20 protein-coding genes and 2 pseudogenes are annotated in these 22,400 nt (G+C 41.9%); 14 read left to right on the plus strand and 8 right to left on the minus strand.

Features of this window, described 5'->3' with window-relative positions:
• Positions 1-387 precede the first annotated feature (387 nt).
• Positions 388-2,148: an S-layer homology domain-containing protein gene (locus AB4Z50_RS26655; RefSeq protein ID WP_441883823.1), complete on the plus strand. Its 1,761-nt coding sequence runs from the start codon at positions 388-390 to the stop codon at positions 2,146-2,148.
• Positions 2,149-3,750: 1,602 nt separating this feature from the next.
• Entirely contained in the window at positions 3,751-4,269 is a 519-nt protein-coding gene (locus tag AB4Z50_RS26660; protein ID WP_441883826.1) for a ClbS/DfsB family four-helix bundle protein, read from the plus strand.
• Between the two features lie 566 nt (positions 4,270-4,835).
• Here the strand turns inward: AB4Z50_RS26660 and AB4Z50_RS26665 are convergent.
• The 4 genes from AB4Z50_RS26665 to AB4Z50_RS26680 all read right to left on the minus strand — a co-directional run bounded on the left by AB4Z50_RS26665 (position 4,836) and on the right by AB4Z50_RS26680 (position 7,954).
• Positions 4,836-5,570, minus strand: coding sequence for an IclR family transcriptional regulator (locus AB4Z50_RS26665; RefSeq protein ID WP_441883829.1), 735 nt, complete (start codon positions 5,568-5,570; stop codon positions 4,836-4,838).
• A gap of 264 nt (positions 5,571-5,834) precedes the next feature.
• Complete coding sequence (locus tag AB4Z50_RS26670; RefSeq protein WP_441883832.1) at positions 5,835-6,293, minus strand: heme-binding protein; 459 nt, start codon at positions 6,291-6,293, stop codon at positions 5,835-5,837.
• Between the two features lie 27 nt (positions 6,294-6,320).
• Positions 6,321-7,487 (minus strand): MFS transporter, encoded by a 1,167-nt coding sequence (locus AB4Z50_RS26675; RefSeq protein WP_441883835.1) that lies wholly within the window; start codon positions 7,485-7,487, stop codon positions 6,321-6,323.
• 176 nt (positions 7,488-7,663) lie between these two features.
• The gene (locus AB4Z50_RS26680) at positions 7,664-7,954 is read right to left on the minus strand and encodes a putative quinol monooxygenase (RefSeq protein WP_441883838.1); all 291 of its coding nucleotides are present in this window, start codon (positions 7,952-7,954) and stop codon (positions 7,664-7,666) included.
• A gap of 553 nt (positions 7,955-8,507) precedes the next feature.
• Between AB4Z50_RS26680 and AB4Z50_RS26685 the strand changes: the two are divergent.
• From AB4Z50_RS26685 to AB4Z50_RS26695, 3 genes and pseudogenes are all read left to right on the plus strand, one after another.
• Positions 8,508-8,723 (plus strand): annotated as a pseudogene (locus AB4Z50_RS26685) (transposase); the annotation flags it as partial.
• Between the two features lie 725 nt (positions 8,724-9,448).
• A pseudogene (locus AB4Z50_RS26690) lies at positions 9,449-9,937 on the plus strand (alpha/beta hydrolase); the annotation flags it as partial.
• 49 nt (positions 9,938-9,986) lie between these two features.
• Positions 9,987-11,441, plus strand: coding sequence for an alpha/beta hydrolase family protein (locus tag AB4Z50_RS26695; protein WP_441883841.1), 1,455 nt, complete (start codon positions 9,987-9,989; stop codon positions 11,439-11,441).
• A gap of 90 nt (positions 11,442-11,531) precedes the next feature.
• Here the strand turns inward: AB4Z50_RS26695 and AB4Z50_RS26700 are convergent, their stop codons facing one another.
• Together AB4Z50_RS26700 and AB4Z50_RS26705 are read right to left on the minus strand one after the other, a co-directional pair.
• Positions 11,532-11,696, minus strand: coding sequence for a hypothetical protein (locus AB4Z50_RS26700; RefSeq protein ID WP_441883844.1), 165 nt, complete (start codon positions 11,694-11,696; stop codon positions 11,532-11,534).
• Positions 11,697-12,235: 539 nt separating this feature from the next.
• A complete protein-coding gene (locus tag AB4Z50_RS26705; RefSeq protein ID WP_441883847.1) occupies positions 12,236-12,895 on the minus strand; it encodes a TetR family transcriptional regulator in 660 nt (219 codons plus the stop codon).
• 282 nt (positions 12,896-13,177) lie between these two features.
• Between AB4Z50_RS26705 and AB4Z50_RS26710 the strand changes: the two genes are divergently transcribed.
• The 4 genes from AB4Z50_RS26710 to AB4Z50_RS26725 are packed head-to-tail and all read left to right on the plus strand — an operon-like array spanning position 13,178 to position 16,632.
• Positions 13,178-14,020 (plus strand): SDR family NAD(P)-dependent oxidoreductase, encoded by an 843-nt coding sequence (locus AB4Z50_RS26710; RefSeq protein WP_441883850.1) that lies wholly within the window; start codon positions 13,178-13,180, stop codon positions 14,018-14,020.
• Positions 14,017-15,030 carry a zinc-dependent alcohol dehydrogenase family protein gene (locus AB4Z50_RS26715; protein WP_441883853.1) on the plus strand — a complete coding sequence of 338 codons (1,014 nt, stop codon included), beginning with the start codon at positions 14,017-14,019 and terminating at the stop codon, positions 15,028-15,030. Before AB4Z50_RS26710 ends, AB4Z50_RS26715 begins: the two co-directional genes overlap by 4 nt.
• A 31-nt stretch (positions 15,031-15,061) precedes the next feature.
• Positions 15,062-16,222: an SMP-30/gluconolactonase/LRE family protein gene (locus AB4Z50_RS26720; RefSeq protein WP_441883856.1), complete on the plus strand. Its 1,161-nt coding sequence runs from the start codon at positions 15,062-15,064 to the stop codon at positions 16,220-16,222.
• Complete coding sequence (locus AB4Z50_RS26725; protein ID WP_441883859.1) at positions 16,222-16,632, plus strand: SDR family NAD(P)-dependent oxidoreductase; 411 nt, start codon at positions 16,222-16,224, stop codon at positions 16,630-16,632. The genes AB4Z50_RS26720 and AB4Z50_RS26725 overlap by 1 nt, the downstream gene beginning before the upstream one ends.
• Positions 16,633-17,344: 712 nt before the next feature.
• On the opposite strand, the gene AB4Z50_RS26730 is transcribed toward AB4Z50_RS26725, so the two are convergent.
• Together AB4Z50_RS26730 and AB4Z50_RS26735 are read right to left on the minus strand one after the other, a co-directional pair.
• Positions 17,345-17,524, minus strand: a complete 180-nt coding sequence (locus AB4Z50_RS26730; RefSeq protein ID WP_441883862.1) for a hypothetical protein — start codon at positions 17,522-17,524, stop codon at positions 17,345-17,347.
• A gap of 179 nt (positions 17,525-17,703) precedes the next feature.
• Positions 17,704-18,111 (minus strand): hypothetical protein, encoded by a 408-nt coding sequence (locus AB4Z50_RS26735; RefSeq protein WP_441883865.1) that lies wholly within the window; start codon positions 18,109-18,111, stop codon positions 17,704-17,706.
• Between the two features lie 163 nt (positions 18,112-18,274).
• Here AB4Z50_RS26735 and AB4Z50_RS26740 point away from each other — a divergent pair, with 163 nt between their 5' ends.
• From AB4Z50_RS26740 to AB4Z50_RS26760, 5 genes are all read left to right on the plus strand, one after another.
• Positions 18,275-18,406, plus strand: coding sequence for a hypothetical protein (locus AB4Z50_RS26740; protein ID WP_441883868.1), 132 nt, complete (start codon positions 18,275-18,277; stop codon positions 18,404-18,406).
• A gap of 160 nt (positions 18,407-18,566) precedes the next feature.
• Positions 18,567-18,695 (plus strand): hypothetical protein, encoded by a 129-nt coding sequence (locus tag AB4Z50_RS26745; protein WP_441883871.1) that lies wholly within the window; start codon positions 18,567-18,569, stop codon positions 18,693-18,695.
• 809 nt (positions 18,696-19,504) lie between these two features.
• Positions 19,505-19,864, plus strand: a complete 360-nt coding sequence (locus AB4Z50_RS26750) for a winged helix-turn-helix transcriptional regulator (RefSeq protein WP_441883874.1) — start codon at positions 19,505-19,507, stop codon at positions 19,862-19,864.
• Positions 19,865-20,409: 545 nt separating this feature from the next.
• Positions 20,410-20,535 carry a hypothetical protein gene (locus AB4Z50_RS26755; RefSeq protein ID WP_441883877.1) on the plus strand — a complete coding sequence of 42 codons (126 nt, stop codon included), beginning with the start codon at positions 20,410-20,412 and terminating at the stop codon, positions 20,533-20,535.
• Positions 20,536-21,023: 488 nt separating this feature from the next.
• The gene (locus tag AB4Z50_RS26760) at positions 21,024-22,289 is read left to right on the plus strand and encodes a chloramphenicol phosphotransferase CPT family protein (protein WP_441883879.1); all 1,266 of its coding nucleotides are present in this window, start codon (positions 21,024-21,026) and stop codon (positions 22,287-22,289) included.
• Positions 22,290-22,400: the final 111 nt, after the last annotated feature.

Genomic DNA, 22,400 nt, shown 5'->3' on the forward strand with positions numbered 1-22,400 from the left:
ATAACAGTATCTACTGTATTTTTTTATGTGGACTTGATCGGGCATTTTGGGAAAGCGGATCAGCAAGTTTTCACTTAGGAGAGAGCTTGTCTGCTTTTTTTATGAGTGAGGAGAACGAAAGTATACCCAACTTCGACTATTTTGCTACTTTCGGATAATAGAGAGCGCGAAGGTAAGATGGTACATTTAAGAATATTTATGTCAAATCAGAGCATTGTGGAGTGGAGGAAACTGGGCAAAGAAGTGGTTGGTGTTGATTCATGTATGATCGGAGGCTCAATTTGTGGTAATCTCAGGTATTCTGCTCATCACGCTGAACAACTACGGTTCTTACACGCAGATGTGGTTGTTGGGTCAAAAACCAGAATTATAGGAGGGTAATCTTTAATGAAACGACATATGAATAAAGTATTTTCATGGTTATGTATGGTATCACTTGTAGTTGGATTCGTGGCTCCTGTGCTCATGGTTACTCCAAGCGTTTCGGCTGTTTCGCCAGGGAAAGCTACAATTTTTGGTAAAGTAACAGGCAATGATACAGGTGATGATGCTGATTCAAGCTACCCATTAGAGCAGAGTGTACTTGTAGTGCTTATGAATGGTGGTGTGGAAGTAGCGCAAACGAGAACCTATGAGGACGGTAGATTCTTTTTTCATAATGTTACTGATGGTACCTATACAATTAAGTTTAGCACAGTGGCAGGCTATACTATTGCAACTCCAGTTACTAGTGAGGAAAGTATTACAATTGATTCGAGTAAAAATTACTATTCTGTAGATGCACTTTATTCCAATATACCGAACTATGACGTAGTGCAATCTGGGGAGATATTTCAGGGAAATATAAAAGTTCCTTATCCTGAACATGGAGGAATTACTTATAAATTAACAGATGGTCCTTATCTTGGGAAGATAATAGATGGTGGATATGTTTATCCTATTTTTGAATATGAAGCAAGTCCAGGTTCTACGGGTGAAGATAGCTTTACTATAATTGCTACTACGAATAAAGATGTATACATAATTAAATGGGATATTTTAATTATTCCTCCATTTGAGTATCCAGTTAACAATCCGCCTAGCATAATCAATGAGAATAAAGCAACGATGATAAATACGGCTGTATCTGGAGGTCCCGTAGCAGTAGATTTTGAAATGGATTGGTTAGATTTCGACTTTGCTAGCAGTCCTAGCCACGGAAAGGTAGAATGGGATGAGGATGAGGATGAGGATGGAATCTGGACATATACGCCAGAAGCCAATTATACAGGTACGGATACATTCACAGTCCTCGTCCAAACTGGTGAAGGTGGCGATGAATATTTATCGACGATTACAATTCTGATTAACCCAACACCAACGCCAACACCAATATCAACACCGACACCAACACCAACACCAACACCAACACCAACACCAACACCAACACCAACACCAACACCAACACCAACACCAACACCAACACCAACGCCAACGCCTGTACAGCCGCCTAAATTAGAGTATGATCTTCATTTTGACTATATAATTGGTTATCCAGATGGAATGGTGAAGCCCGAAAACAGTATTGATCGTGAAGAGGTTGCTACTATTTTTTACCGATTAATGGAAGATAACAGCCGCGAAGATTATCTTTCTAACACGCATTCTTTCTCTGATGTGACGAGTGATCGATGGTCTAACAAATACATTGCTACGATGAATAAAGCCAAAGTAATAAATGGTTATCCAGATGGAACATTTGCACCGGGACAGTATATAACTAGAGCAGAGTTCGCTGCAATTGCTTCGAGATTTGATAAACTAGATGAAAGAACGAATGATTTCTTTACAGATATCAGTGGTCATTGGGCAGAGAAGTACATTGCATCCTCAGTGAACAAAGGCTGGATAAAGGGGTATGCGGATAAGACCTTTAGGCCTGATCAATACATCACACGTGCTGAAGCCATGACCTTAATCAATAGTGTATTAGATCGACATGTCCAGACCAAAGAGATTCACAAAGACGCGAAGCAGTGGCCGGATAACAAGCCAGAGCATTGGTATTACAGAGATGTCCTTGAAGCAACTAATTATCATGACTACAGCAAAAAGGATAAAGAAACTGAGATTTGGCTAAAAATTCTTCCACATCGCGTTTACCCATAAGCTTATTGTATAAAGCTCCTATCTGGTCTATTAGGCCAAAGAGATAGGAGCTTTTGGTTTACCCAGATGCTGAAAAGGATATATTTCTACCTTTACTCTTGTGTTGTAACGTAGGAAATAAAACTCGTAAGAATCGAAACGACGGAGGGATTGTAGAAGGTTATTTGTGTTCTTCAAACTAACACATGTGGAGTGATGTGTGTCGGTTGTGAGGATGCGTTGAATAACTCATTTACCTGATTAATTATTAAGCATTAGGAGAGAAAGTGCTTATGTTGCTCTATTTTTCGTAGATTGAAAATGATTCTATTGTATGTTGGAAGGTACCTTGGGGCCTAGCTCAGTCTGGGAGAGCGCTTCGCTGGTTCTGTTGTGCACTAGCGTCATGTTAAAAATTGTGATTTTGTTCATAGGGAGCCTGAAGAAAATCTGAGTATTATATAGAAGGCTAATTAGATATATTTTACCCCGATTTAGTACTTTGATGATAGTGAACTTTATTGCTCCTTGTACTCAGCAGACATTCTATATTAAAATGCTTAGTAGAGATTGCACACATATTTCAGTAGCATATACTATAATTACCATTCATCTCAGATTAACAGAATCAAGCAAGGTTAATTGAGTCTTATCATTCACGACGTATTGAATGCGCTCTCAAATTGTTCGTTGTAGAAAGGAATGATTATCGTTGAAAAGCTGGCCGTTTAACCTGGGACTCCAATGTTGTGATGAAGCTGACTCTAAAACTACAGGTTCAGGACAGGACTCTCCACTCCTATCCAAATCCTATAGTGCTCATCATGAGTACGGACCACCCTTCGGGGTGGTTTTTTTTTTAGAAAAATAGAACCTCATTATTCTTATAAGATGATTTTGTGTAGTTAATTTCTTGTGATACGTTTATCTCGTGAATCTAGTTCGAATTCAATTGCGATTGCAAGTTCACTAAGAAGGTCATCAAAATTCCCATACAAAATATTAATTTTGGTATAGGCATTGGAAATCGCCAGTTACTATGTTTCCTCTCGAAATATTCAAAAACAAGGGATTGCTGAATAATGCAAAATTTATTAGCAGTTTGGAAAGTCGCAAGACCCGTGAATCCTTACAGCTTGTACTAATATAAAAAAAATTTGATCTGAAAGAAAAGTCGGCGTTGGATCACACGATCAAGATAGGATATATCAAGTGGCATCAAATGAAGACAAGCGTAATTTGTTGAAGTCACATATGGATAAACCGTCAAAAAATATCCATAATTAACCATGGTGTGATATGATAGCTGATAGGGCAGATCGCTTGCGGATCTATAAGTGCTACTAATTATATAATTTTTAGAAATTTATGAAAATTATGTTATAGGAAATATCTGAGAATGATTAACTCGAAAAGATGTATCCAAAATCCAAACACAAAGAGACAGGCTGTTGAATTTGTTCAATACAAACGACGTGTTAGATTCTACTCGTAGAACTCACGATCCAGCTCCATTGATTGGTTTGGATTCATAATTGATTTTCAGCTTGTCAATCTGAAACTACACTGACAGTCGGTACAGCTTTATGTTATTACCAGAATAAAAAAAGTGGAGTGAGTGCTGTGGCAAGCTATGATTATACTTCCAAAGAGGATTTGATGAAGACGATCCATTCTCAATATATGTTGTTGGATGCTGAGTTTGACGGGATCGACAATAGTGAGAAGGATATTAGGATACCTGAAGTGGATAAAACACCCGCCGAGATCATCGCTTACCAGCTTGGTTGGCTTGATCTGGTGATGGGCTGGGACAAGGATGAAAAGGAAGGCCGACCCATTCTCATGCCATCTCCCGACTATAAATGGAACCAACTTGGCGGACTGTATCGGTCCTTTTACGACAGATATACCGCAGTCTCCTTGCCTGAGCTGCGGGACTTATTACGGAGAGCGGAGCAGCAATGGCTTGACTGGATCAACACGTTGACCGAGGAAGAGCTTTTTACACAAGGCATCCGCAAATGGACAGGCGGCAAGGAAAACTGGCCTATGGCAAGGTGGATTCACATTAATTCAGCAGCCCCTTTCAAAACCTTTCGTGCGAAAATCAGGAAGTGGAAAAAACATAGGGGAACTTGAGATGCAGGTAAGCTTTCGTGAAATTGAGCACAAAAATTCCTAACAATTTTTCAATAAGAATGTCGATTCTCTTCGAGTAATTCTGTACCATTTTATATCCGCCGTTTTATACAAATGTAAACAGTATTTTGCCCTTATACATTTGGAATTATTTTTAAATGAAATTATGTAATTCCTTCTTAAGTGGTTGGGTATTTGCGATTTTAGCAAGCGCATGAATGCACTCTCCTATACTGTTGGGATACCCCGAAGCTAACTTCTGATATTAGAGATTTACCCGATACGATTCGCAGACTCCATAGTTTTGAGCAAATAGTTAACGGTGAAAGTTAAAATACACAGAATTGATGAGCAGGCGCTACGAAAGCCTGCTCTCTTTATTAAACGAAAAGCATACGTCTTGCAGATAAAAATGCAAGTTGCCGAATTTGGAGATCTTGTTATTTCAGAGATGGCCCAAGCTGCTTGGTTTTAAGGGGTCGGATTGCTTCGCCAAGTATTCTTTTAGCAACTGTAGAGTTGTTCGATCTCTTTTTTGTTAATCTTCGTATGCGAAGTTGAGAGGGTCAAAATAGACCGGAAATCTGTGCACTGCATTCCTTCAATTTTTTACTTACCGCACGGTCTCTCTTTCGGCTTAATCGTGCGGCAGGGCCGGATATAGCCAATGCTGCGATCACTTTACCATTATAAAATATTGGTGCAGCTACGCAGCGTAAACCTACTTCTGTTTCTTCATCATCAATGGCGTATCCTTGTTGACGGATTACATTTAGATGCTCTTTTAATAAATGGTTGTCGTCAAAAGTATGTTTTGTTGCTTTGTGCTGGGTAAGATGTGTAAGCATTTTTTTTTGTTGTTCATCACTTAGGTGTGCCAGAATAACTTTCCCAAAGGCACTTAGATGGGCATAAGCGGAATCACCTACGCGTGTGTGGCTACGGATGGCATGATTTCCCTCCACCACTTGTACTGTCATGACTTTCATCCCATCTAAAACTCCTATATATGCGGTTTCGCCAAGTTCCAGCGCTAATTGATGCAAGGATGGAACAGCTAACCAATTAAGTCGAGTGTTTGCAGATGATGAATGGTGCTCCTTTAATTCAGAAGCTCTGTACGTGAAACCATCTTTTTGAATAAAACCTGTCATTTCCAGCGTATATAGCAGACGAAAAGTTGTAGACTTGTTAAGGTTAAACCGGTGCATAATCTCACTCAGTCTCATGGGTGCACCTTGCTGCAATGCGTCTAGAATTAGTAGTCCTTTTTTTAGGGTTGCAACCTCATATTGTTCCATTGATTCACCTCTAAGCATCTTTATATATTGTCTTCATGACTATCAATATAGTTTCAGATTTACTGAAAGCGGGAAATTGTTTATTATAATTGAATGATTGACATACAATTTTACATATAAGTAAAAACCATTGCATTCCATACTAACATGTATGAAGTGAAATATAGAAAGTAGCTTTTGATGAACTGATTATGAATGAAAAAGAGAGGGAAAGAGCTTTACGCCCAACCCTCTCATCATTAAAGTGGCCATAACCATGACCACTTATTCTCCTTTTAAAAACAGGCGAATGCCCTCAACTGCGTAAGCATGATCTAACTCGCCCGACAATCCTCCGACTGTTACAGACCCGACTACGCCAACACCTTTGACACGGATGGGAATAGAACCGCCAACTGCTTGATACTCTGTAGTGGAAAGCAGAGAGTGTTCTTCATGAGATGCACCGCTTTGGATAAAGCGCTGGTTGATGTAGGCAGAACTGCGATTATAGTGATCGACGATCCGTTTTTTACGAAATAACCATACGTAGTTTTCTTCCGAAGTACCATCCATTAGATGCGTAAACACAGGAACTCGGTTACGTTCAATATGCACGGCCACCGCTACGTTGTTTTCTTGGGAATACTGCACAATCCGATTGCCAATGGCGAGTGCATCTTTATGGCTAAAACTTGTAAATTCCAATTCTTTCTCTAACAGGTCTAATGATTTCAAGTTCATTTATCCTCTCTCCTCAACAAAAAGATTCTATTTATTATCCATTCTGTAGTTTATAGCTGCGAGTAAAAATGCGAATCCAGCCATAATTGCACCGATCCAAGCTGTATCCATAATATGCTTATGGTCTACAGCAAGCCCACCCAAAGTAGAACCAGCAGCTATCCCAATATTAAATGCAGAGATGTTTAATGCAGAAGCGACATCCTTAGCAGAAGGTACCAGCTTTTCTGCAAGCATTAGAATGTAAGCCTGTACGCCGGGAGACATCATAAAGGCGAAGAAACCCATTAATATAAGGGACAAAATAGTGAGCGTCTTGTTGGGCAGTAGCCATATTTGCAGCAGCAGGGCAATGCCTTGAAATAGAAATACGAATCGAAGCGCCTTGACAGGATGCCCATTTGCTAATTTCCCCCCGATAATATTCCCAATTGCCACTGCAACACCGTAAACCAACAGCAGCCATGAAATAGACGAGGCTGAGTATCCGCTAATCTCTTTAAGGATAGGAGAGATATACGTAAATAAGGCGAAGGTTCCGCCGAAACCCAGTACAGTCATTAGCAGTGCAGTGATGATCCGAGGATTGAAAATCAAACTTCCAATATCTCTAAGGCTCGGTGAGTGCTTTGAACGCGGGACTTTTTCTATGGCTATAAGACTGACCAACAAAGCGATTAGCCCTAATACAGCGACCACGGCAAATGACATCCGCCAACCAAATTCCTGTCCGATATATGTTCCAAGGGGAACACCCAAAATGGTAGCAACGGTTAACCCCGTGAACATGATGGAAATGGCGGTGCCTTTTTTGTTAGCAGGGACCATATCTGCGGCCACTGTAGCTGCAACAGCGAAAAATACACCGTGTGCAACAGCTGTAATTATCCTTGATAAGAGCAACATGGAATAGGTAGAAGCTAATGCTGCCAGAGCATTCCCTGCAGTGAACAAAATCATGAGGAACACCAGATATCCTTTTTTAGRCAGTTTCCCGGTCATAACTACGACGATCGGGGTTCCAATAGCAAGGGCTACTGCATACCCAGACACGAGTGTCCCAGCTTGGGTTACTGATATGCCAAGATCGGTGGCTACCTCTTGCAGAATACCGACAATAACAAATTCTGTCGTTCCTATGGCAAAAGCACTTAACGCAAGTGACATTAGTGCTATAAAGATTTTTGAATTCATACTTTCACCTCCTTTATGTAGGCCAATATTAAGTGAGAACTTAAATAAGTTCAAATAAAGAGAAAGAGTTTCTATAAAAGAAACTTTTTCTCGGTAGATAAATGCTAATACCAATTCGAAAATCGAATGATATTAACATAAACGAAAACAACCTACTTGCATGTGCTTTGATCTTATCATTCAATGTTTTCCAAATGATAAACTTCCATTTTAGCAATTATAGTTTCTATATTTTTGAGGTATGTTTGGTAATGATCGGTATTTACATGTGCGATTATGGCATCTTCGTCAGCCCAAGACTCATAAAAAACATATGTGCCTTTTTCTTCAAGCGATTTATGCAGCTTATATTGTTTACAGCCTTTTTCTGCACGTGACGGTTTAATAAGTTTGATCAATTCATCGCGTAGCTGCTCCTCTTGTCCAGGTTTTGCTTTTAGAATTGCACAAATTGTAATGAAAGTCATAAAGTACACCTCTTAATAACAATTTAGTTGATAGAAACAAATCAATAATTAGTAACGATATTATTTTATCTTTACGCCCAATTGATACCATGAACTAAACCCAAAACTCATGGAGCGTAGGTAGGGCTATTTTGATGCCATGATCAACTATCCGTTTTTATCAACAGCCAGTTGAACATCTCTTTTACTCTTCCTGCGAAGTGATAAGTGCAAAGGGGGAGTTGGTTTCTTTTCAATATGAACATTAACAGGGTCTATCCGTCTTTTAGCATGGTACTTCATAGTCAGTCCTACTTTGATGCATCTTCATTTCTGTATTCCGGAATGACATAGTTCTCTTACCAAATGTTCAATAGTTCATAATGCATCACTCCTAAAGAGATAATGTTCAGTTGCTAAATATCAAAAAAACATATGCAGCATGGCCTAATCATAGGTAAATCATAGGGGTTTTTCAAAAAATGTTTGAAAGTTTCTAATAAAGAAACAACATTATTAAGCTACCTGAGAAAAAGTTATTCAATTATGTGACAAGCAGCAATTCCGTGAGTAACTTAGGAACGAGGATGGATACGCGTTGTCGGTTCGAAGAATGATTGAATCGGAAAGTGTGTTTGGGCAAATAAAGTACAACAGGGGATTCCGGAGTTATCTGCTAAGAGGTTTACCAAAGGTGAGAATGGAGGGCGGCTGGCTTTCGCATGCCAGGCACATATCTTGCAATGCAAAATCTATGCTAAGCTCCTCAAGTTTACTTTCCATAAGGTAACCATCGAATGGAATAACGTTTACGCATGATGCCAATCGTCCACAACAGAAAAGGGAGTCCGATTAGTACAATCGGTATCAAKTAATGAACTCCCAGTTCAAGTTGATTTATTGCAGAGAATAAACCCGCTTGGGGAAGTTTCCATGAGATACACAATCGGTGCATTTGCCCAGATTGACTGTGTCCCACGTTTCAAGCCTCAACTTGTAAAGCAGCTGAACAATTAACTTCCCCTCCAAATCTTCCTGTTATTTTCTTTATCCAAGCGAATTGCCCGGCAACGGACAGATGGATTCCCGAGCACGAGAAGCTAATACAGGATTCTGTACATGGTGCAGTGGTGCTGCTGGAAGTAAATCATCATTATTTTTATCGTTCCCAATAGAAGTGCATTACTGAAAGATTCAGGGGTTTTATGAAGGAAATTTTATAAATTGTTCGCGCAAATTTATCCGCCAATGACGTCGCAGTAATTATTAATTTATTTGCTTGTTCATATTCAGTTCATATTGACGTCATGGGGAATACATATTCATTGGTTAAGATTTCATTAGCATCAAAGAAGAAAATCCAACAAACAGTTCAAGACAGGGAGAGATGAGAGTGACACAACCAAAGGAAAAGAAAACGTAGAATGGATCGAGGGCCAAGAAAGTACGAAACATTATACTTAAAATACTAGGAGCAATCGTAATCGCCGTTGTTCTGTTTCTAGGTATTTTTTTTATGGCATTGATTATGTGAATAAATATCCATACGAGTTGACTGTATTTTTCGGAATCGATAGCAGTGTTTCAACACAACCGGGTATGGATGTTAAATTCCCATTAAAGACTTTTGCATTTCTCAAAAAATCAGGTCTGCAAAGATTGGCGATCAAATTTGGTGGTGACCCTTAAGCTGGATTCGCATTTGATGAGCACACTGTATAGCAGATGAAAATGCTGCCGAATAAAAACTCAAATCGTTCCACGATGTTGAATGAGATGGACCATCTTTTTTTCGAATTTTAAAGGGGCTCAAGGTTTAACCTTCCCTAAAGATCTTCCACTTCTTCTCGTGATTCAAGCGAATAATGAAGGTGTAAAGGATGGATACCTTTGCACGAAGGACAGATCAAAGACTCGGTGCATGGAAAAGTAATAACAATGGATGGATCACATTATTTACACCATACCAAATTTAAAGAAATAGCTGAGCGCATTCATGAATGAAGCGAAGTAAATAACCTGTAATAGTTCGTGATGAAAGAGAGGAATTCAAATGAGATTATTTGAGATACTTTTAGTTCTATCCTGTTTCGCTTTACTCGTAGATCTATTGTTTATTAAAAGAAGTGCAAAGAAAACAGGATTGGTTTTGTGTATAGGAAGTGGCGTTATATTTGTAGCTCAATTGTTTGTTGAGGGATACAGATGGCAGTTGCTTTTGGTTTATATTATGACGGCTCTTTTCATACTCATCGTTTTACTCAGGCAATCAAAAAAGATGGTGAATTTAAAAATAGGGAAGCCGTTGAAATATAGTTTATCTTCCCTAGTCGTCATTCTACTTGTTGTATCTACCAGCTTGTCTGTATACTTGCCTGTCTTTCATTTGCCAAAGCCTAATGGTCCAGAGAAAGTGGGTACTCAAACTTTTCATTTTACGGATCAGAACAGAGATGAAGTCTTAACTGAAGATCAAAACGATAAGAGGGAACTAATGGTTCAAGTTTGGTATCCTTCTGAAAAGAGCAATAACAACAAGAGTGAAGCTCTTTTTCCAAAAGATAAAGAAATGTTCAAAAAGTACATTCAGACATACTCTAATTCTTTAAACCTTCCCGATTTTGTGTTCGATTACTGGAAGTATAGTAAAACCAACTCTTATGATAATGTAGAAATATTACCTTCTACAAGTCCTTATCCCTTGGTACTGCTATCTCACGGAATGGGAACCAGTAGAGTTCTACATGCATCACAGGCCGAGAATCTGGCCAGTCATGGGTTTATCGTGGTCACAATCGATCATACGTATAGCACCTTTGCTACCATTTTTCCGGATGGCCGTGTAACGGACTATAAAACAAAGATGACAACAATAGATGAACGCAGAATAATTGGAAATATATGGACACAAGATGTAGAGTTTGTAATCAACCAAATTGAAAAGCTAAATTCAGGTGCAATCGAAAGTCAATTTAAAGGGAAAATAGATTTAAATAACTTAGGCGTGATGGGGCATTCTTTTGGGGGAGCAACGGCGTTTAATACAACTTATTTAGATCATAGAATCAAGGCCGGGATTAATATGGACGGGTCACTATTTGAAGTGGAAAATAGAGATGTTATAAACAAGCCTTTTATGTTCATTAGATCGGGAAGTTTTAAAGACTGGTTAGTAGATTTTAAAAATGATAAAAGTTCGGATAACGAAATAAATAAACAACTTTCAGATGAGCTGCACATTATTAAAAATGTTATCAATCAGGGGGGAAGTGCGATTTATGTAGAAGGTACCCAACACTTCAATTTCACGGACCTTCAATTCTATTCTGAGTTGATTAAACTGACTGGAATAACAGGAGATATAAATGGTAAAAGAGGATCAAGCATCGTAAATCAATATGTACTCGATTTCTTTAATAAGCAGTTGAAAGGAGCAGGTGGAAATCTGATTCAGGGTCCGAACGACATGTATCCAGAGGTGAAATTTATAAAGCCGGAAGACCTTTAACCGATAATGTCCGACGGCGTAGAGTGTCGCTGTAAGTGAACAGCAGTTAACAAAATGGATTAAAATAAAATATTATGCAATAACATGGTATTAAACTAACGTGTACTTTAGCTTAACAATAACCAAGACGAGGCTGCAGGCATGTAACGGCAGCCTCACTGCGCTAATGAGCAGCGTTCTAATAGGAAGAAATATCGGATTTGAAAGCCGATGTATGCCGTTCGGTTGGCACCAGGCACGGTAAGGATTAATCATAGTGGAGCTGGTACTGCTTTCACACTATACGAATTGCTTCAACAAAAATCAGAGGTGCTTGACGTAAAGGCAAAGGGGCTAAGTTGCGACCAACAAACCTTGGTTGACATCATCGCCTTTACAGGTTTCGTTTTTTTTTTGGAGGGTAACCTAGTGTCGAATAGATCCTTCATTAATCGGTTATTGAAGTTGAAAGACATGAATATGTGTAACACTTAAAAAAGCTTCAGGTTTGGGATAGGACTCTCCACTCCTATCCAAATCCTATTGTGCTCATCATGAGTACGGACCACCCTTCGGGGTGGTTTTTTTTTGTTTATAAATTGTGTTAACTCCAAAAGGATAAATTTTATATACTGGGAGTCTATTCAAATGGGCAAACGTTTATTAGCCCCCATCTTTTTAAAAATTGGAGGCTATATTAATACTAGAACGTTGAAGAAACATATATGGGAAGGCTTTTTGAAATAGTTTTTCTTCACGAAATGGCACTTGGCTCAGTTGTGATGCCCCCACCTTTACCGAATTAGGATCCCCGTTTAGGCGTTATGATTTGGAAACAACGAGCTGACAATTAAAGACAACGTTTGCCTGTATACTGAATGGGCCGATTGTACATCTCCCAAGTGTCCTCCAATGTAAAGATGAATAACGCCGTGGAGTGAAGCCCAGAATATAAGTATAAAGGTTTCCGTGTCATACTGACTGTGAATCAGACCTTGCTCTTGTGCATTGCTGATCACTGTCAATAATTGCCTCATGGCTGTTATGGTGCCATGCATGCTTTCCTCGTCCGGTTTGAAATCTGCGAAGGCTCCTCCAAACATCAGCTTATAATAGCTGGAGTAGCGCTGCCCAAATTGCCAAAAGGTTTCGCCTAAATTCAGCAACTGCTGCGCCGGATTAGTAGACTGTGGTGTCCCCTCGAATTCGTTAGCAAGAAGCTTACAGCCGTCCAGATACAATTGTTGAACTAAACCCTCTTTATTAACAAACAAGTTATAGATGATTTTTGTCGAGCAATCCATTTTCTGTGCTATCTTACGCACCGTAACGGCTTCCGGCCCTTCTTCTTGCAAGAGCGTAGCCGCAGCATCAACAACGAGTTTACGGAGATTATCAATATTTTGCAAGCGAGCTTCTTGGTAGGTTTTTAACTTTTGTGTATTCGCAATGGAAGATATCTCTTGGTCGCTCATAATCATCACCTTCAGTTATCGTGTTTTCATCAGGAAACAAAGTGTCTGACTCTCTTACCAGTAACTTTATTTAGTTGTTGGACGATTGTCAATGCGACGTTGGATATCCAAATCTCATATTGACTTTCTAAAAAAGGGTAGTTACAATGAAACCAATAAGAAACACTGTTACCAAACATAACGCAACGATTCCTTACTCCCTCGGGAAGTGGGGATAACTTTTGGGGTTTTGGTAACATTGTTTCTATAATAAAACATTGTATTTGAAAGGAGAGTTGACACTTGACAATTCAAGGAAAATGGTCACTTATTACGGGAGCTTCTTCCGGTATTGGAGAGCAATTCGCGAGACAACTGGCAAAACAAGGAAGTAATTTGGTTCTCGTGGCAAGGTCGAAGAGCAAGCTTGAGAGCCTGGCATCAGAGCTCAGAAAGAAGTATGGCATCAAAGCAGAGGTTATCACTATGGATCTTGCGAAGGAGGGTGCACCTAGCGAAATATATCAGCAATGTCGAATTTTGAAAGTGGATATTGAACTTCTGATCAACAATGCTGGCTTTGCTACACATGGTTTGTTTGAAGAAGTGTCAGGTGAGCGTCAACATGAAGAAGTTATGCTCAATGTCGCCGCTGTTGTAGATATGACCCACTTGTTCTTACCGGACATGTTGCGCAGAAGCTCAGGTACAGTTATCAATGTTGCTTCAACCGCCGGATTTCAGCCGCTTCCCTATATGGCCGTATATGGGGCGACAAAAGCTTTTGTCTTGTCGTTTACTCAAGCGTTATATTGGGAAAACCGCGATCGCGGCATAAAATTCTTCGCACTTTGTCCCGGTTCGACGGATACCAGTTTCTTTAATGTCGTAGGAGCGGAAGAAGCCTCCGTCGGAAAGAAAGACACTCCGGAAAGAGTCGTAGAGGTTGCACTTCGTGCATTAAAGGAAGGGAAAATGTATGTCGTTCCTGGTATGCAGAACTATATCGGGGCGCAGTTAGGGCGTTTCATTACACGAAAGCAAGGTCTTCGGCTTGTTGGAAGCATGCTTCGTCCGCGCAATGGATCCAGTAATAATAGGAATTCGGGTAATCAATCTGATCTTTCAGGGAGGACAATACGATGAAAGCTATACAACTGAAAAACGGATTTGGATTTGAGGAATTAACCCTGGTGGAACTTGAAATACCAACGCCGGGTCCTCAAGAGGTGCTGATCCGCATGAGGGCAGCTTCTCTCAATTACCGGGATCTAGTGATTCTGAGCGGATTAATGCCGGTCGACATCAAATTTCCTTTCATTCCAATATCAGACGGAGCGGGAGAAGTTGTAGCCGTTGGCCAAGGAGTAACAAAGTTTCAGGTTGGAGACCGAGTAGCGGGTAATTTACAACAGCAATTCATTGCCGGCAGCCCAAGAGCGAAGGTGTTAAGAGACAGTCTGGGAGGTCCGTTGAACGGAGTGGCGGCCGAGTATGTCGTTCTGAATGAAAACGGAGTCGTTCCTATTCCCGATCACCTCACGTGGGAGGAGGCTTCCACCTTGCCGATCGCAGCTTTAACCGCATGGAGCATGCTAATGGAATACGGTGGTTTGAAAGCGGGTGATACCGTGCTGCTGCAAGGAACAGGGGGTGTTTCCATCTTCGGGCTTCAGTTCTCTCTTATGGCTGGAGCGCGGGCCATCATCACATCGAGCAGCAACGCCAAGCTGGAACGAGCAAAAGCTCTTGGCGCATGGGAAACGATCAATTATTCGGAAGTTCCCGATTGGGATAAGGCGGTGTTAGAGGTGACTGGCTGCGGCGTCGATCATGTTCTGGATGTTGGCGGAGCGGCAACAATGGTAAAATCCATCAATGCGCTACGTGTTGGAGGGACCTTGAGTATGGTCGGGTTCTTAACGGGCTTGACCATTCCGGAATACGATGTCACTGGCATCTTGCAGAAAGCCGCAACTATTCGCGGCAGTCAAGTCGGCAACCGTGATCACTTTGAAAAGATGAATCGAGCGATTGCCCATCATCATTTACATCCTGTCATCGACCACGTATTCCCTCTGGATCGAATTGGAGAAGCATTCGCGCTCTTGGCTGAAGGAAAGCAATATTTCGGTAAAATCGTAGTTCAAATTTAAATCTCACTGACATGACATAGGAGGCGCTATAATGCCCAATAAACCAGTTCATTCCGTTAAATCTAATGAAGGCTTGAATAGTCCTAAACGCCCGAGTCGTAAAGTTCGAAGAGTGGTATTATCATTGCTTGCGGTGATGCTTCTTGGAATAATCATTTTTTCACTTGTACCTTCACCTATCACACCAGCAAAATGGATCGCGCCGACGGGTCCCTCTTTTAAGGAACCTGGTCCGTGGCAACAGAACAATAAACTCAGCTCAGCTGAGCTTGTTACGGATGCCCCTAAATCTCCGGAATTCATTACGTTTGATAAAGAGGGTACGCTATATACAGGAGATTCTGACGGGAAAATTTACAAGGTTGGTTTCGATGCAGATGGCAATCCGCAAGAAGCCCAAGTATTTGCAGACACTAAAGGAACGCCTAATGGGCTTAAATTCGATGCCAATGGCGATTTGATCGTTACTGATATCCAGAAGGGACTGCTGTCTATAAACCCTTCCGGGAGCATAGAGGTATTGGCTGATCAAGTGGACGGCAAGCCGATCTATTTAGCTAACGAGCTTGATATTGCCCAGGACGGCTCAATTTATTTTTCCGATACCTCGAACTATGGCAAGGTGACATTTAAAGAAATTGCCGAGAATAAGCCGCATGGACGTTTGCTGAAGTACGATCCAATGACCAAACAGACGACCGTCCTGTTGGAAGGCCTCTATTTTGCAAACGGGGTTGCCTTGTCTGCGGATGAAGATTTTGTGCTTGTTGCGGAATCATATCATTACCAGTTGACTAGATACTGGCTCAAGGGCACAAAGAAGGGGACATCTGATATTTTTGCGGAAAATCTCGCAGGCTTCCCAGACAATATTACACGTGATGAGCATGGTCAATTCTGGGTGGGCATCTTCACGACTCGCATCTCTTTTGTAGATCAGATGCATCGCAGCCCTTGGTTGGCCGGTACCATGGCCAAATTGCCAGAATCGCTGCTTAGCGGTGCAAGCGCACCGGCGAAGCATGGGCTTGCTGCTGTGTTCAGTCCGCAGGGAGAGCTTATCGAAAGCTGGCATGATCCAGAAGGCTCATTATATGGTGTAACTACGGCTGTAAGTCATAACGGATATTTATATATAGGAACGGCACCTGGAGGCAGCCAGGGTTTACATCGCGTGCTTTTAACAAAATAATGTTGGATCCGGGAGGATGCGAAATGAAACTGGATGATTTGGAGCTATCTTGGAATGCTAAGGAGAGTCTAGCAGGAAAAGTAGCCTTGGTGACTGGCGCCAGCAGTGGCATCGGGGCATCGATTTCCAGGAAACTGGCAAAGCGCGGCGCATATGTAGCCTTAGTGGCACGCCGTCGGGAACGATTGGATGAGCTGGTTCAAGACTTGCATAAAGAGGAATTGTACGAGGTTTTGGCGGTACCTGCCGATATACAACTGGCTGAAGTTCGTGCGTTTACTTCGAAAGTTTTGCCGTTACACCCCGATGATGTTGCAGAAGCAGCACTCTATGCACTGGAGCAGACTGAGCATGTCAACATTCCGGAACTGACTATTATGCCTTCAAGGCAATCCCAGCGGTTCAAATAAAGCGGCGTCCACTGAGCGTGGTATGTACCGTGTCAAGGTACATGCCTTAAGTTTGACAATTCTGGTCATGGCAACGAACCACCACGGGAGCATGGAGGGATTTGTTACACTAACCCAAAGAATTGAAGTTCAGTATCAGGATTTATCTTGGAAAATTAGCTCTGATGGAGAGCTCTTCGCTGGACCAAAATTGGTCAGGGGTTCAGTGAAGCGTAAACGTAGCCGAAGGTGGAGGAGCACAGCGTTTGAATCTACCGCTGAAAGCTTCATCCGGATACGCGTCGTCAGCTACAAAAATCAAGATTCATGCATCCCCCCCTAAATTCCACGATAATAAAACATCGCAACCGTAAAGGTTGCTTTTTTATTTGGTAGAAGTCCGATAGTTCTGATGTATTGTCGATTCTTCATCGCAGAGTGTTAACAACTTTGGACCCAGACATACTGGTAGTTTGGCATAATTCCAGTTGCTGAGGGAGTCGATTATTTACGTTTGAGTTGTATAAAAAATAAAAATAGCAGTGGCACTATACTCTCTTTATTAAACGTACTCTCTTTTCAATGCTTACTTGTCGGATGACAAGAATATAGTCCTATTCCAACCTGCTAAAATCGTGGGTTTTTCTTTTATCCTACCGACACGCTCCAGCAGCAAGCCGGATATTTGTGGATAATCATTTACGCTACGCAACAGCATCCCTTCTGCTTGGCATTAGTCAACACCACATGCTTCTTCGAGAGAATGAATGAGAAATCTATGATCGATTGGTGAAGACTTCGTCCCATATCTTTCAGCTTGCTCCAGATCTTCACCAAGCGTTTCTCCAATTGCTTTACGAGACAGCAGCTCAATTCGAGCGGCACAATAGTGCATGCTCCATCGATTCCTCATACCAGTCAGCTTGGAGCTCCAAAACATCTCTATAAAAAGCCTCGCTCTTCGGGAAATCTTATACCAATATTCGAACTTGAAGTAAATTCATGATCCAGCTCCTCTAGGTCTAAAGTTAATATGATGTTTCTAAAAAAATTCATACTCTCATTCTACCCCATCTTCACTGACAGGAATGGTCAGTGAAGAAGCTGTGCTTCATAATATTTGTACAAGTTCATGGTTACTTCAACCATCCGCTGTTTGAGAAACTGCGGTTCCTTCAATTGAATTTTCCCGCCATAATTAAGAAGGAAGTAAGGAAGTTGATGCAAAATTGTATCTTCCTCTAGCTTGAAATGCGCCTCGAACTGAGAACGTTCAACAAGGCCATGAGCCAAAAAGCAATGTCCACTTAAATCATCGAATGCAGGCTCGCTCCCATCTATCTGAATGGAAATAAAGGTATCCATTTCAGCAGAATCAGGTAGTAGACTTGATAAGAGAAATCTAGGCGCAGAAAAATCAGCAGGACGCTCGAATCGTTCATCAGTAGCTGTTAGCATCTGTATCCAATCTATACGGAAGCTGCGAGCCTCTTTTCGCATGTGGTAATAGCCGACTGGGGCAACCCCGTCGTGAAAACAGTTCTCTCACTGCCCCAATGACCATGTTTGAGGTGGTTGAGCTAGGGATCTCGCATCACAAGCGAAGCTATGGGTTTAAAACCATTGTGGGAGTGAAGGCAACTTTAAAATTAGGGAGTGTGTTATGGAGCCGGTTGTAGGTTTAGATGTAGCTAAAGGATTCAGCGTCGTTCAGGCTTTTGTACGAAGGAATGAACCGTATGGAATATTGGAGAGTATTACGCACGTGAAGAGCGGCTTTGAAAGACTAGGATAATTGCTAGATAAATTGAAGGAACACACGGGCAGGGAGCCAGTCGTTGTTTTGGAAGCAACAGATCATTACCGTCGAGGATTAGTTTCTTCTAATAAGTGGGGAGTATTTTTATAATCACCCACTTCAATCTAAACCTGCAAGAAACACGCAACTGCGAAAAGTGAAAACCGAAGCTATAGATGCATGGCACTTAGCCGACATTTACTATCGGGGTGATGTAACTCCACATCGTACATGGGACGAGTTGTATAATGAGCTACAGCATGTGACAAGACAACATGAGTTATAACCTCGATGTATGTCGAGGCAAAGCTAAAGAACGAGGATCAAAAAGACTTCGAAGAGCTCTATATTTAGCCTTTCAATGCGGACTACGTGGTGGAAGAAATAGCAGATTGAAGGATTATTATGATATGAAAAGAAAAGAGGGCAAGCCCTACAAGGAGGTTGTGATTACTTACGCCAATAAGCTCCTTCATCACGTTTAAGCCATCCTTAATAAAGACCAACCCTAGCAGATTTAATCACCGCAATTATCCACAATCTTTCACGTCATTGAAGGATTATTTGTTGTGTTCAAAAAACAGTATATCAGTTTTTGAAAAATTCCCCACACTGTAGCTTGACAACTATTATCTGGTTTTCGCGTACTGGGCTGCCGCTTTCTCTTTTATCAAGGTCAAAATGAAGGATATCGAATTGGCGATGCAAAAAACGTAACAGATCATCAAAGCCATTCTAAAATTTTATTTTCAACAAACTTTTAAGAGTTTTCTATGCCGTGTTTGTTTGCAATTTGCTCGTTTTGGTTGGGCTGCCCTTACCCTCGGTAATCAAGTTGCGCAGGCTGCCGTTTATGTAGGTACCCCAGGAGTCCGAGCATACGCCGTAGCATTCGTGCGCGGGCTCGAGGCCTACGTGCGTAAAGCGAACTTCTGTTTTGTCACCCTTCATGGCGATTTCAAAGACAATGTCGGTACCTTTCCACTCGCTCTTGTCCTTTACGAAGCTAAAGTAGTTGTCTACAATGTGCCAAACAACTTTTTTACCTAGAACAAGTTCGGTGATATTGATGGTGCAGTGGTGAATGTCTTGGTAGTGGATCCATGGAGCCTAATCATACTTCGTGACGTCCTTATCCATAACAAGCGGCATTACCGTGAGTTTCTTGCTTCACGCGAGAACATCTCAACCAATATTTTGAGCGCACGGCTCCTATCACTCACTGAAGCAGGCCTGCTCGTCAAGATTGAAGGCGATTCAAACCGCGCACAAACGATGTACCGACCAACACAAAAGGCACTTGATCTGTTTCCGGTCGTATTTTCCATAATGCACTGGGGCCTTAAATACAACCCAAATACCAATATGAGTATTCCGATCATGCAAGAACTAACAACAAACGAAAAAGGGCTGAAGCAGCGCCTATTGCGAAATTTCGACGATATTACTTCATAATAAAATCACGCCATAGTTCCTGAATGCTCCATTACCAATGTAGGAGGTTATTCGGTCGTGTGGAGGTATTATTAAAAGGACGCAAAGCTTTATGTTCAAAGAGAATGCCGACTCAAAATTTAGCGGAATAAACCAATCCTATACCAACAACGACGGGAGAAGGCTCATCGGCAAATAGGTGACAGCGAACTTTGCTGGAGACGGCAACAACCGCGCGATCGACGAATATCCGGATATTACGGAACAGAAACGGATGTTCACATTTTATGGTAATACTCAGAAAGCCCGAACAAGTAGCTGCAGATCCCGCTATACAAGTGATAATTGTTTCGATTTTAAACTGAACAGGAGTATATAGTCTTTACCTAATGGGAGAGGGGCTTGCTAGTTGGCAGCTCCTCTTTCGTTATTTAACTAAATGTCGGTACTTCCAATATGTGTTAATATTGATTCTATAAACAAACAGGTAGCAGCTTGCCGCGGCAACTGCTATTTGTTTTCATTCAAGTTACGAGCAGCATCCCTAATACTAAGCAATATCAGGTTTGAAAGCCGCTGCAAGCTGTTCGGTTGGCATCAGGCACGGTACGAAGTTAGCCAAAAAAGAGCATCTGCTTACACAATACGATTTACTTCAACGAAAATCAGAGGTGCTCGGCGTAAAGGCATAGGGGCTCGTGGAGATCCAAAGTTGCGACCAACAAACCTTGATTGGAATCATCGTCTTTACAGGTTTCATTTTTGTTGGTTACGCAGTGTCGAATAATCAATCATTAATCTCTTGCTAGAATGATGAAGAAAGACATGTATGAGTCTAACACTAAAAAGCTTCAGCTTTAGGACAGGACTCTCCACTCCTATCCAAATCCGATAGTGCTCATCATGAGTTCGGACCACCCTTCGTGGTGGTTTATTTTGCTAATTAAGTGACCTATCTGACAATGACTGCGGCATAAGGATATATCTAGTTGAACTATAATATGAACGGGCAGAATAGCACAACAAGATAAGATTATGTTCTCATTCAATTTTACGCCTTATTATATTAAAATTACAGACTATTCCATTAGCCGTATAGTTGCTACAATCTATATTGTAACTTCCAAAGATAGAAAAAACATTCACAGTATGAACGAAATCATTGTGTGGAGGGAAACGCATGTCACAAGAAGATAAACTCGGACAAATAGTCATTCTGAACGGCAATCCGCGGGCTGGGAAGTCAAGCATTGCCACCGCGATCCAGAATATGTTTGAGGGTGTATGGATGAACGTTGGGGGCAGTCAGTTCAAGAAAATGACCCCCGAACACTACCAGCCTGGGATCTCGCTTCGGCCAGGTGGGGAACGCCCTGAACTTGAGCCTCTAATTGTGATCCTGTATCAAGCCATGTATGAAGCCATTGCTGCACACAGCCGTCTGGGACTGAATGTCGTGGTGGATGTCTGGCACCATGATGCTTATTCGATTCCGCGGGGGATTCTTCCGAGCTGTGCCCGGATCCTGAGTGGATTGCCTGTTTTGTTTGTGGGTGTACGATGCCCATTAGAGGTTGTCATGCAGCGGCGGATCGCTACCTGGAATTCCGATTACGAAGAGGACGGATCTGTGCCAAAGCCAGTGAGATTATGGCAGCAGGCTGTCCATATGCCTGGTAACTATGACCTGGAGGTTGACACCTCGGTGCTCAGTTCTGAAGAGTGTGCCGCCCTGATCCGCCAGCGCCTCCAAGAGTGGCCGGAGTTCCAACGTCTTGAGGTTGAGAGCAGGAACTTTTATTCATTACAATCAAGGGGGAAGCAAATGTTACAGGTAGATGTGCCCGGACAGATTATTATTTTAAACGGGACTCCGCGGTCAGGGAAGTCCAGTATTGCCACTGTGATTCAGAATACGTTCGAGGGTGTGTGGATGAACATGGGAGTCGACCGGTTCATGCAGATGACCCCTGAACGCTACCGGCCAGGGATTGGGCTTCGGCCAGGTGGGGAACGCCCCGACCTTGAGCCACTCATTGTGACCCTTTATCAAGCCATGTATGAGTCTATTGCTGCGCACAGCCGCTTGGGGCTGAATGTTGTAGTTGATGTCGGTCACCACGATGCTTATTCGATCCCGCGGGGGATTCTTCCTAGCTGTGCCCGGACTCTGAGTGGACTGCCGGTTTTGTTTGTTGGTGTGCGATGCCCATTAGAGGTTGTTATGCAGCGGAGGATCGCTACTTGGAATTCCGGCTACGAAGATGACGGATCTGTGCCAAAGCCGGTGAGATTGTGGCAGCAGGCTGTCCATATGCTTGGTATCTATGATCTGGAGGTTGACACCTCGGTGCTTAGTTCCGAAGAGTGTGCCGCCTTGATCCACCAGCGCCTCGAAGAAGAGTCGCTGCCCTCAGCTTTCCAGCATCTTGAGGCCATGACGTAGGTGGTGGAGTACACACTCTGAAACGACTCTGAAAGCGCAACATTCGCATTATCTACCTGGTATGACTGGGGTCAGATTACGTATGATATTTAGCCTGAACCCACGTTTCTA

This window comes from Paenibacillus sp. 2TAB26 (genome assembly GCF_052115145.1).
Classification (GTDB): Bacteria; Bacillota; Bacilli; order Paenibacillales; family Paenibacillaceae; genus Pristimantibacillus.

Coding starts and splice junctions, on each gene's coding strand:
- AB4Z50_RS26715 (WP_441883853.1), top strand. CDS start 14,017: ATGAAAGCTATACAACTGAAAAACGGATTTGGATTTGAGGAATTAACC.
- AB4Z50_RS26695 (WP_441883841.1), top strand. CDS start 9,987: ATGAGATTATTTGAGATACTTTTAGTTCTATCCTGTTTCGCTTTACTC.
- AB4Z50_RS26760 (WP_441883879.1), top strand. CDS start 21,024: ATGTCACAAGAAGATAAACTCGGACAAATAGTCATTCTGAACGGCAAT.
- AB4Z50_RS26665 (WP_441883829.1), bottom strand. CDS start 5,570: ATGGAACAATATGAGGTTGCAACCCTAAAAAAAGGACTACTAATTCTA.
- AB4Z50_RS26740 (WP_441883868.1), top strand. CDS start 18,275: ATGGAGCCGGTTGTAGGTTTAGATGTAGCTAAAGGATTCAGCGTCGTT.
- AB4Z50_RS26680 (WP_441883838.1), bottom strand. CDS start 7,954: ATGACTTTCATTACAATTTGTGCAATTCTAAAAGCAAAACCTGGACAA.
- AB4Z50_RS26655 (WP_441883823.1), top strand. CDS start 388: ATGAAACGACATATGAATAAAGTATTTTCATGGTTATGTATGGTATCA.
- AB4Z50_RS26720 (WP_441883856.1), top strand. CDS start 15,062: ATGCCCAATAAACCAGTTCATTCCGTTAAATCTAATGAAGGCTTGAAT.
- AB4Z50_RS26735 (WP_441883865.1), bottom strand. CDS start 18,111: ATGCGAAAAGAGGCTCGCAGCTTCCGTATAGATTGGATACAGATGCTA.
- AB4Z50_RS26730 (WP_441883862.1), bottom strand. CDS start 17,524: ATGAGGAATCGATGGAGCATGCACTATTGTGCCGCTCGAATTGAGCTG.
- AB4Z50_RS26700 (WP_441883844.1), bottom strand. CDS start 11,696: ATGATTAATCCTTACCGTGCCTGGTGCCAACCGAACGGCATACATCGG.
- AB4Z50_RS26725 (WP_441883859.1), top strand. CDS start 16,222: ATGTTGGATCCGGGAGGATGCGAAATGAAACTGGATGATTTGGAGCTA.
- AB4Z50_RS26670 (WP_441883832.1), bottom strand. CDS start 6,293: ATGAACTTGAAATCATTAGACCTGTTAGAGAAAGAATTGGAATTTACA.
- AB4Z50_RS26705 (WP_441883847.1), bottom strand. CDS start 12,895: ATGAGCGACCAAGAGATATCTTCCATTGCGAATACACAAAAGTTAAAA.